Annotated in this window: 10 protein-coding genes; all 10 read left to right on the top strand. The window is 68.9% G+C overall.

Features of this window, described 5'->3' with window-relative positions; genetic code table 11:
* Window positions 1-207 (top strand): hypothetical protein (locus AC6EI8_RS20325; RefSeq protein WP_498382721.1); only part of this gene is annotated, 207 nt, incomplete at its 5' end.
* Window positions 204-749, top strand: a complete 546-nt coding sequence (locus tag AC6EI8_RS20330) for a TlpA disulfide reductase family protein (RefSeq protein ID WP_149317161.1) — start codon at window positions 204-206, stop codon at window positions 747-749. The genes AC6EI8_RS20325 and AC6EI8_RS20330, both read left to right, overlap by 4 nt.
* Window positions 750-1,006: 257 nt before the next feature.
* Complete coding sequence (locus AC6EI8_RS20335) at window positions 1,007-3,151, top strand: ATP-dependent helicase (RefSeq protein ID WP_498382722.1); 2,145 nt, start codon at window positions 1,007-1,009, stop codon at window positions 3,149-3,151.
* 328 nt (window positions 3,152-3,479) lie between these two features.
* Window positions 3,480-3,800, top strand: a complete 321-nt coding sequence (locus AC6EI8_RS20340; RefSeq protein ID WP_006578238.1) for a (2Fe-2S) ferredoxin domain-containing protein — start codon at window positions 3,480-3,482, stop codon at window positions 3,798-3,800.
* A gap of 83 nt (window positions 3,801-3,883) precedes the next feature.
* The gene (locus AC6EI8_RS20345; protein WP_149317163.1) at window positions 3,884-4,528 is read left to right on the top strand and encodes an alpha/beta hydrolase; all 645 of its coding nucleotides are present in this window, start codon (window positions 3,884-3,886) and stop codon (window positions 4,526-4,528) included.
* 114 nt (window positions 4,529-4,642) lie between these two features.
* Entirely contained in the window at window positions 4,643-5,848 is a 1,206-nt protein-coding gene (locus AC6EI8_RS20350; RefSeq protein ID WP_265633173.1) for a D-alanyl-D-alanine carboxypeptidase family protein, read from the top strand.
* Between the two features lie 23 nt (window positions 5,849-5,871).
* Entirely contained in the window at window positions 5,872-6,162 is a 291-nt protein-coding gene (locus tag AC6EI8_RS20355) for a DUF493 family protein (protein ID WP_053820987.1), read from the top strand.
* A 169-nt stretch (window positions 6,163-6,331) separates the two neighbouring features.
* Window positions 6,332-7,534, top strand: coding sequence for a class I SAM-dependent rRNA methyltransferase (locus tag AC6EI8_RS20360; RefSeq protein WP_265633172.1), 1,203 nt, complete (start codon window positions 6,332-6,334; stop codon window positions 7,532-7,534).
* A 483-nt stretch (window positions 7,535-8,017) separates the two neighbouring features.
* Window positions 8,018-8,995, top strand: coding sequence for an NAD(P)H-dependent flavin oxidoreductase (locus tag AC6EI8_RS20365; RefSeq protein ID WP_149317166.1), 978 nt, complete (start codon window positions 8,018-8,020; stop codon window positions 8,993-8,995).
* Between the two features lie 132 nt (window positions 8,996-9,127).
* A partial coding sequence (locus tag AC6EI8_RS20370) for a YbaN family protein (protein ID WP_498382723.1) occupies window positions 9,128-9,452 on the top strand: 325 nt, incomplete at its 3' end.

Raw genomic sequence — 9,452 nt, forward strand, 5'->3', positions numbered from 1 at the left:
TCGGGCTCGGCTCGGCTCGGCTCGGCTCGGCTCGGCTCGGCTCGGCTGGGGCTGGGGCTGGGGCTGGGGCTCGGGCTGGGGCTCGGGCTGGGGTTCGGGTTCGGGCGCGCGCTCAGCCTCGAGTTCGGGCTGGAGCTCGGGATCGGCGCCATCGGCCACCTCGGCGCTAGAATGGCGTTTTCCCCTCCTTCGGTCGGCCCATCATGACTTCGTCCGCCTCCCAACCGGAACGTCCCGCCTCCCCCCGCAAGCGCTGGCCGCTGATCGTGGGCCTGCTGGTGCTGGTCCTGCTCGGCTGGTTTGGCTACCGGGCGCTGACGCCGGCCCAGCATGCGCCGCAGGCGACCTTCGTGCTGCTGTCCGGCGAGCGCGTCAGCACCGCGCAGCTGCAGGGCAAGGTCTATATGGTCAATTTCTGGGCCACCAGCTGCACCACCTGCGTCAAGGAGATGCCGGACATGGTGCGCACCTACCAGCAGTTCAAGGACAAGGGCCTGGAGTTCGTCGCGGTGGCGATGAGCTACGACCCGCCGATGTACGTGACCAATTTCACCGAGACGCGCAAGCTGCCGTTCAAGGTCGCGCTCGATTCGGACGGCTCGGCGGCCAAGGCCTTCGGCGACGTGCAACTGACGCCGACCACCTTCGTGGTGGACAAGGACGGCCGCATCCTGAAGCGCTACGTCGGCGAGCCGGAATGGGACAGTCTGCACCGGCTGCTGGACGAGGCGCTGGCCAAGGCGGTCTGATGCGCTGACGGGGGAGGGGCTGCCCTCTCGCCCAGCCCCTCCCAAGGGGGAGAGGGGCGCAAACCCGCAGCGTCCCAACGGCGATTGGGTTCGCCCTCTCCCGCGGGCGGAAGAGGATCGGGGAGAGGGCATTCCCGGCGCAAGCTCCACCAAAAGCGCCCTTCAAGTCCCTTCAGCCATCGCCCGCTTGCCCAACACATCTGTATGGATATACAGTCTGCGGCGAACATTTCCGGTTTTCGCCCTCGCCCGCCCCTGTGTCCGCCGATCTCGCCCTCGCTCCCGCCGCAGCACTGTCCGATCCGATCGCTCCGAGCGTTCCGGCCGACCCGGCCGCTCCGGTCGACTATCTCGCCGCACTGAACCCGGAGCAGCGTGAAGCGGTCGAGCACGCCACCGACCGGCCGCTGCTGATCATCGCCGGCGCCGGCTCGGGCAAGACCAATACGCTGGCGCACCGCGTCGCGCATCTGCTGCTGGGCGGCGCCGATCCGCGCCGCATCCTGCTGCTGACGTTCTCGCGGCGCGCCGCGGTCGAGATGGGCCGGCGCGTCGAGCGCATCGTCGACCAGGCCTTCGCGGCCCGCAACGGCACCACCTCGTCGGCCAATCCCGGCCGCGCCGCGCTGCAATGGGCCGGCACCTTCCACGCGATCGGCGCGCGCCTGTTGCGCGAATACGCGGAGACGCTGGGCCTGTCGCCCTCCTTCACCATCAGCGACCGCGGCGATTCGGCCGACCTGATGAACGTGGTGCGGAACGACCTCGGCCTGTCGGCGCAGAACGCGCGCTTCCCGCGCAAGGAAACGTGCCTGGCGATCTATTCGCGCGTGGTCAACACCCAGTTGCCGCTCGAAGAGGTGCTGCAGCGCCAGTTTCCGCGCTACGCGATGTGGGTGGACGCGCTGCGGGCGCTGTTTGCCGGCTATGTCGAGGCCAAGCAGAAGCAGCAGGTGCTCGACTACGACGACCTGCTGCTGTACTGGGCGCAGGCGCTGGCCGAGCCGGCGCTGGCGCGCGACATGGGCGAGCGCTTCGACCATGTGCTGGTCGACGAATACCAGGACACCAATGCGCTGCAGGCCGCGGTCCTGCTGTCGCTCAAGCCCGACGGCCGCGGCCTGACCGTGGTCGGCGACGACGCGCAGTCGATCTACGCGTTCCGTGGCGCCACCGTGCGCAACATCCTCGACTTCCCGCACCGCTTCTCGCCGCCGGCGGGACAGGTCACGCTGTCGCGCAACTATCGCTCGACGCAGCCGATCCTGGCCGCCGCCAACGCGGTGATCGGGCTGGCGGCCGAGCGCTTCACCAAGGACCTGTGGTCCGACCGCGCCAGTGCCGAGAAGCCCGGCGTGGTGGTGGTGGGAGACGAGACCGAGCAGGCGCGCTTCGTGGTCGAGCGCATCCTCGCGCGGCGCGAGGAAGGGCTGGCGCTGATGGCGCAAGCGGTGCTGTTCCGCGCCGCCGACCACAGCGCGCAGCTCGAACTGGAACTGGTCCGCCGCAACATCCCCTTCGTCAAGTTCGGCGGGCTCAAATTCCTCGAGTCGACCCACGTCAAGGACATGCTGGCGGCGCTGCGCTGGCTGGAGAATCCGCGCGACCGCATGGCGGGCTTCCGCACGCTGCAGCTGATGCCGGGCGTCGGGCCCAAGACCGCCGCGCGCGTGCTCGACGGCCTGGAACTCGCCAGCGATCCGCTGTTCGCGCTCGAATCGTTCGAGGCGCCGCCGGCCGCGGCCGAGGCATGGGCGGAACTGGTCGCGCTGGCGCGCGAGGCGATGGCGCCCGCGGCGGCATGGCCGGTTGACTTCGAGCGCGTGCTGCGCTGGTACGAGCCGCATCTGGAACGCCTGCACGACGATGCCGCCGCGCGCGCCGCCGACCTGCAGCAGCTGGCGCGCATCGCCGCGACCTACGGCTCGCGCGAGCGCTTCCTGACCGAGCTGACGCTGGACCCGCCCGACGCTTCCAGCGACGAATCGGGCGTGCCGCTGCGCGACGAGGACTACCTGATCCTGTCGACCATCCATTCGGCCAAGGGCCAGGAATGGAAGGCGGTCTACGTGCTGAACGCCGTGGACGGCTGCCTGCCGTCCGACCTGGCCACCGGCACCACCGAGGAGATCGAGGAGGAGCGCCGGCTGCTCTATGTCGCGATGACGCGCGCACGCGACCATCTCGACATCGTCGTGCCGCAGCGCTTCTACGTGCATCAGCAGCCCGGCATGGGCGACCGCCACGTGTACGCGTCGCGCACGCGCTTCCTGCCCAATCGCGTGATGCCGCATTTCCACAGCCGCGCGTGGCCGCCGCCTCCGCCGGTCGACGCGGCGCCGCAGCGCGCGTCGCTGCCGGCGGTGGACCTGGCCGCGCGGATGCGCAATATGTGGCGGTGAGCCGGGCGTAGTGGTCGTAGGACCGTAGCAGCCGTAGTTGCCGCGCCGGCCGTAGTTGCCATAGGCGACGTAGCCGCCATGGCGTCCGCAGCAACCATAGGGGCCGTAGGCCGTAGCCGCCGTGCCCGTTATGCTGCGCTCGCGACGAGGGCCTCAAACCAGCGCCTCCTGTGCGCCATAGCTAACACCCACCGCGGCGTGGCGCTGCAGACGCCGCCGTGCGGTCGAAACGGCCCCCGGCTCGCCGTATAATTCCGAGCTTCCCACCGTTCCGACCGGCGCCAAGCCGCGCGCGCGGCCCAGCCGAGCGCGCCGCGCCCTCCCACGCATGAGCAGCTACTACCAGCACCACGTCTTCTTCTGCCTGAATCAGCGCGAGCCGGGCGAAAACTGCTGCGCCAACCACAACGCGAAGGCGATGCAGGAATACGCCAAGAAGCGTTGCAAGGAGCTGGGCATCGCCGGCGGCGAGGGACGGGTGCGGATCAACAAGGCGGGCTGCCTGAACCGCTGTGAACTCGGTCCGGTACTGGTGGTCTACCCGGAGGCCGTTTGGTACACATTCGTCGACGAGCAGGACATCGACGAGATCATCGACAGCCATCTGATCCACGGCAAGCCGGTCGAACGCCTGATGGTGGATCGCTGAGCGCCGCGCGCGCAGGCGCATCCGCATCCATCCGCCGCCCACGCCCACTTTCGTTTCGACCCCGGATTTCCGCCCTTCCTGCCATGAACGCGCATACCCAGGTACTCACCGTTGCCGGTCCCGCCGGCGCGATCGACGTCTCGGTCGACCTGCCGCAGGCCGCCCCGGTGCGCGGCCTCGCGCTGGTCGGCCATCCGCATCCGCTGTTCGGCGGCACCAAGGACAACAAGGTCGCGCAGACGCTGGCGCGCGCCTTCGTGCAGCTGGGCTACGCCACCGTGCGGCCGAACTTCCGCGGGGTCGGCGGCACCGCCGGCGAGCATGACAACGGCCAGGGCGAGCAGGACGATCTGCTGGCGGTGATCGACTGGATGCGCCAGCAGCGCGACTGGTCCGCCGACGCGGCAACGCTGCCGCTGGCGCTGGCCGGCTTCTCGTTCGGCAGCTTCGTCGTCAGCCATGTGGCGCGGCGCCTGGCCGAGGCCGGCACGCCCGCCGAGCGGCTGGCGATGGTCGGCACCGCGGCCTCGCGCTGGCAGGTCGCGCCGGTGCCGGCCGATACCATCGTGATTCACGGCGAGCAGGACGAGACCGTGCCGCTCGCCAGCGTGCTCGACTGGGCGCGGCCGCAGGAACTGCCGGTCACGGTGATTCCCGGCGCCGACCATTTCTTCCATCGCAAGCTGCATCTGATCAAGCAGCTCGTCGTCAATGCGTGGCAGCGCTGAGCCCGGGCATTGAGCGGGCGGCCATGGCAATCCGTGGCCGCCGTTCCTTGCCCTGCCGCCACGCCCGCGTGGCGGCGCGACGCTGCCCTTTCTCTCTTGTCGGAACCTGAAAACATGTCCAATCAAGCTTCGCCGCTGTTCTCCCACCGCATCGCCCACACCCTGCTGGCCAGCGCCGCCGTGCTCGCGCTCGCCAGCGCACCGCTGACGGTGCGCGCGCAGGCCGTGCCGATGCCGCAGGTGGCGGCCAAGGCGTGGATGCTCTACGACGTCACCAGCGGCCAGGCGCTCGGCTCGCAGAATGCCGATGCCCGCATCGAGCCGGCTTCGCTGACCAAGATCATGACCGCCTACCTGGCCTTCCAGGCGCTGAAGGAAAAGCGCCTGACGCTGGACCAGGCCGTGGTGCCGACCAATCTGGTGCTGAAGGTCAAGAGCGACGAGTCGCGCATGTTCATCGAGCCGAACAAGCCGGTCACGGTGCAGGACCTGCTGATGGGCCTGATCGTGCAGTCGGGCAACGATGCCGCGCTGGCGCTGGCCGAGGCGGTCGGCGGCTCGGAGGAAGGCTTCGTCGCGATGATGAACCGCGAGGCCCAGCGCATGGGCATGAAGAGCACGCACTTCACGAATACCGACGGCATTCCCGACCCGAACCACTACACCACCGCGGCGGACCTGGCGATCCTGACCACGCGCCTGATCCAGGACTTCCCCGAGTACTACGGCATGTACTCGCAAAAGGAGTTCACCTATAACAAGATCAAGCAGCCCAACCGCAACCGCCTGCTGTACATCGATTCGACCGTGGACGGCGTCAAGACCGGCCACACCCGGTCGGCGGGCTACTGCCTGATCTCCTCGGCCAAGCGCCCGCTGGCCAACGTGCCGAACGGCTCGCGCCGCCTGATCTCGATCGTGATCGGCACCACCAGCGAACAGGTCCGCACGCAGGAAAGCCTGAAGGTGCTGAACTACGGCTTCCAGTTCTTCGACACGCTGCGCCTCTACGACAAGGGCCAGGTGCTGGCCACGCCGGACATCTACAAGGGCAGCAACGACACCATCAAGATCGGCGTCCGCGACGAGACCTACGTGACCGTGCCCAAGGGCACCGCGGGCCGTCTGAAGCCGGTGCTGGAGCGCCAGGAGCTGCTGGTGGCGCCGATCACGGCCGGCCAGCAGGTCGGCACCGTCAAGCTGATGGACGGCACCACCAAGGTGGCCGAGTTCCCGGTGGTCGCGCTGGAGGAGGTGCAGGAAGCCGGCTTCTTCGGCCGCATCTGGGACACCATCCGCCTGTGGTTCAAGCGCAAGTAACACGCAACAAGGAGGCCGCCGCCATGAGCGCCGACAACACCGACAACGGGCGCGACCAGCCTTCGCTGATCGAATACCCGAGCGATTTCCCCATCAAGGTGATGGGCGCGATGCAGGACGGCTTTGCCGAGGCCATCGTCACGCTGGTGCAGGAATTCGACCCCGGCTTTCATGCCGGCAAGATGGAGATGCGCCCCTCGCGCAACGGCAACTACCTGGGCCTGACCGTGACGGTCTGGGTCACCAGCCGCGAGCAGCTGGACGACCTGTATCGCGCGCTGACCGCGCATCCGATGGTCAAGGTGGTGCTGTAACGCGACGATGGCGCCCGCTTCGGCCGGCGGTGCCTGTCCTTTTCCACCGCGCCGCTCTTACCGTGCCGCTTTACCGTTCCCTCCAGGCCCTGTCCCGCAGGCCGGAGAGGAAAGCGAACCGCGCGGTGAACCAGAAGGCCGCCGCTGCGCGGCCTCCCTTCCCTGAATCATGAATACCCTGACCCTGAAGCCCGGCAAGGAAAAGTCCCTGCTGCGCCGCCATCCCTGGATCTATGCGACCGGCATCGACCGCGTCGAGGGCCGTGCCGAGCCCGGCGCCACCATCACGGTGCGCGCCGCCGACGGCCGCTTCCTCGCCAAGGCGGCCTACAGCCCGCACTCGCAGATCCGCGCGCGCGTGTGGACCTTCGACGAGAACGAGCCGGTCGACCATGCGCTGATCAAGCGCCGCGTCGCCACCGCGGTGGCGCATCGCCGCCAATGGGTCAGCGACAGCGACGCGGTGCGGCTGGTGTTCGGCGAGGCCGACCGGCTGCCCGGGCTGGTGGTCGATTACTACGGCGCCGGCCGCGGCGCCGAGCACGCGCAGCTGGTCTGCCAGTTCAACGCCGCCGGCGTCGAGCAGTGGAAGGACGCGATCGTGCAGGCGCTGATCCGGGAGACCGGCTGCCCCAACGTCTACGAGCGCTCCGACGCCGCGGTGCGCGAGCGCGAGGGGCTGGCGCTGGTGACCGGCGTGCTGGCCGGCGCCGAGCCCGACCCCGAGCTGTCGGTCACCGAACACGGCGTGCGCTACTACGTCGACGTGCGCAACGGCCACAAGACCGGCTTCTATGTCGACCAGCGCGACAACCGCAAGCTGGTCGGCGATCTCGCCGAAGGGCGCGAGGTGCTGAACTGCTTCTGCTATACCGGCGGCTTTTCGCTGGCGGCGCTGCGCGGCGGCGCGGCCTCGGTGGTGTCGATCGACTCGTCGGGCGAGGCGCTGAAGATTGCCGAGGGCAATGTCGCGCTGAACGGCTTCGATGCGGGACGTGCGACCTGGCTCGACGCGGACGTGTTCAAGTCGCTGCGCCAGTTCCGCGCCGAGGGCCGGCAGTTCGACCTGATCGTGCTGGACCCGCCGAAGTTCGCGCCGTCGGCCCAGCATATCGACCGCGCCGCGCGCGCCTACAAGGAAATCAACCTGGTCGGCATGCAGCTGCTGCGCCCGGGCGGGCTGCTGTTCACCTACTCGTGCTCGGGCGCGATCGGCATGGAGCTGTTCCACAAGATCGTGGCCGGCGCGGCCACCGACGCCCGCGTCGATGCGCGCATCCTGCGGCGGCTGTCGGCCGGCACCGACCATCCGATGCTGGCGGCCTTCCCCGAGGGCGAATATCTGAAGGGGCTGCTGCTGCAGCGTGTGTAAGCACCGACGGACGCAATGGGCGCGCATGGGCACGCATGGGCACGCATGCGCCGCGCAGGAGCCGTGCAGGAACGCATGGGACCGCGTACCAGCGCATAGGAGCGCGCCGCGTTGCGCGCGCCGCCGGCCGCTTCATCGAGACGTCACCGCCTCGTCCCCGGATCGTCATATTGCCCCTCTACCATGCCGTTGACGGCTTCGGCATTGGCAGGTGCCCGCCGTCGATGTATCAGTCTTCGTGGTAATTGCCCCGCCCCGGACGCGGGGCTTTTTTTTGCCTCGCGTGTTCCGCAAGGGCGCCGACCGCGGGGCAGGGCCGGATTCGCGCTAGATTGGTGGGGCTGGATCGGAATTGCACTTCGGCTAGACCCGCGCTTCTAATGCCGCGATAACGCCCCAACAAGGGAAGTCCCTATAATCGAACGATCGTTCAGAACATCGATGCCACGCAGCGCCACGCTTGCCGTGGGTCAAGGAGACACCATGCCCGCCGCCAAACATATCCCCGCCGCCCTGCAGAAGCTGACGCTGCCCGTGATCGCGTCGCCGATGTTCATCGTCAGCTATCCGGAACTGGTGCTGGCGCAATGCAAGGCCGGCATCGTCGGTTCGTTTCCGGCGCTGAACGCGCGCCCCGCCGAACTGCTCGACGAATGGCTGACGCAGATGCAGCAGGAGCTGGCGGCCTTCCGCGCCGCCAATCCCGATGCCACGATTGGCCCGATCGCGGTCAACCAGATCGTGCACGCGTCGAACGCGCGGCTGGAGCAGGACGTGCGCGTCTGCGTCGAGCACAAGGTGCCGATCTTCATCACCTCGCTGCGCGCGCCGGTCAAGGAGATGATCGACGCGGTGCACAGCTACGGCGGCATCGTGCTGCACGATGTGATCAACCTGCGCCATGCCGAGAAGGCCCTCGAGGCCGGCGTCGACGGCCTGATCCTGGTCGCCGCGGGCGCCGGCGGCCATGCCGGCACGCTGTCGCCGTTCGCGCTGGTCGGCGAGGTGCGCCGCATCTTCGATGGCCCGATCGCGCTGTCGGGCTCGATCGCCACCGGTGACGCCGTGCTGGCGGCGCAGGCGATGGGCGCGGATTTCGCCTATGTCGGCACGCGCTTCATCGCCTCCCAGGAAGCGCATGCCAGCGAAGCCTACAAGCGCTCGATCACCGATGCGGCGGCCGCCGACATCGTCTACACCAACCTGTTCACCGGCGTGCACGGCAACTACATCCGCGAGAGCATCCTCAATTCGGGGCTCGATCCGGAGAACCTGCCGCAGGCCGACAAGAGCAAGATGGATTTCTCCAGCGGCAGCTCCAAGGCCAAGGCGTGGAAGGACATCTGGGGCGCGGGCCAGGGCGTCGGGCAGATCGACGCGATCCAGTCGGCCGGCGAGATTGTCGCGCGCATGAAGGCCGAGTACGATGCGGCCAAGGCGCGCCTGTGCGCCGTCAACTGACCGCAGCCGCAGCAGCCGCCGTAGCCGCTGCCATAGCCGCCGCGGTCGCCGCTGCAGACCGCTGGAGATTCCCCGCTGGATAAGCCCCCTGTCGTCATTGCCGAGGTCCGGCGCAGCCGCCGCGAACGCCTGGTGCGCGCGGCCTGGGCCACGCTCGGCATCGTCTGCATGGTGCTGGCGGTGCTCGGCGTCTTCCTGCCGGTGCTGCCGGCCACGCCCTTCGTGCTGCTCGCGGCGGCCTGCTTCGCGCGCGGCTCCGAACGCTTCCATGACTCGCTGATGCGCCATCCCCGGCTCGGCCCGATCGTGCACGACTGGCAGCGCCATCGCAGCATCCCGCTGCGCGCCAAGATCGTGGCGATCGCGACGATGTGGATCTCGCTGCCGACCACCGCCTGGGTGCTGCGCGCCCGGCCCGCGCTGTCGATCGCGCTGCTGGTGCTGGGCGCCGTGGCCA

Source organism: Cupriavidus sp. R6-3, from assembly GCF_059772245.1.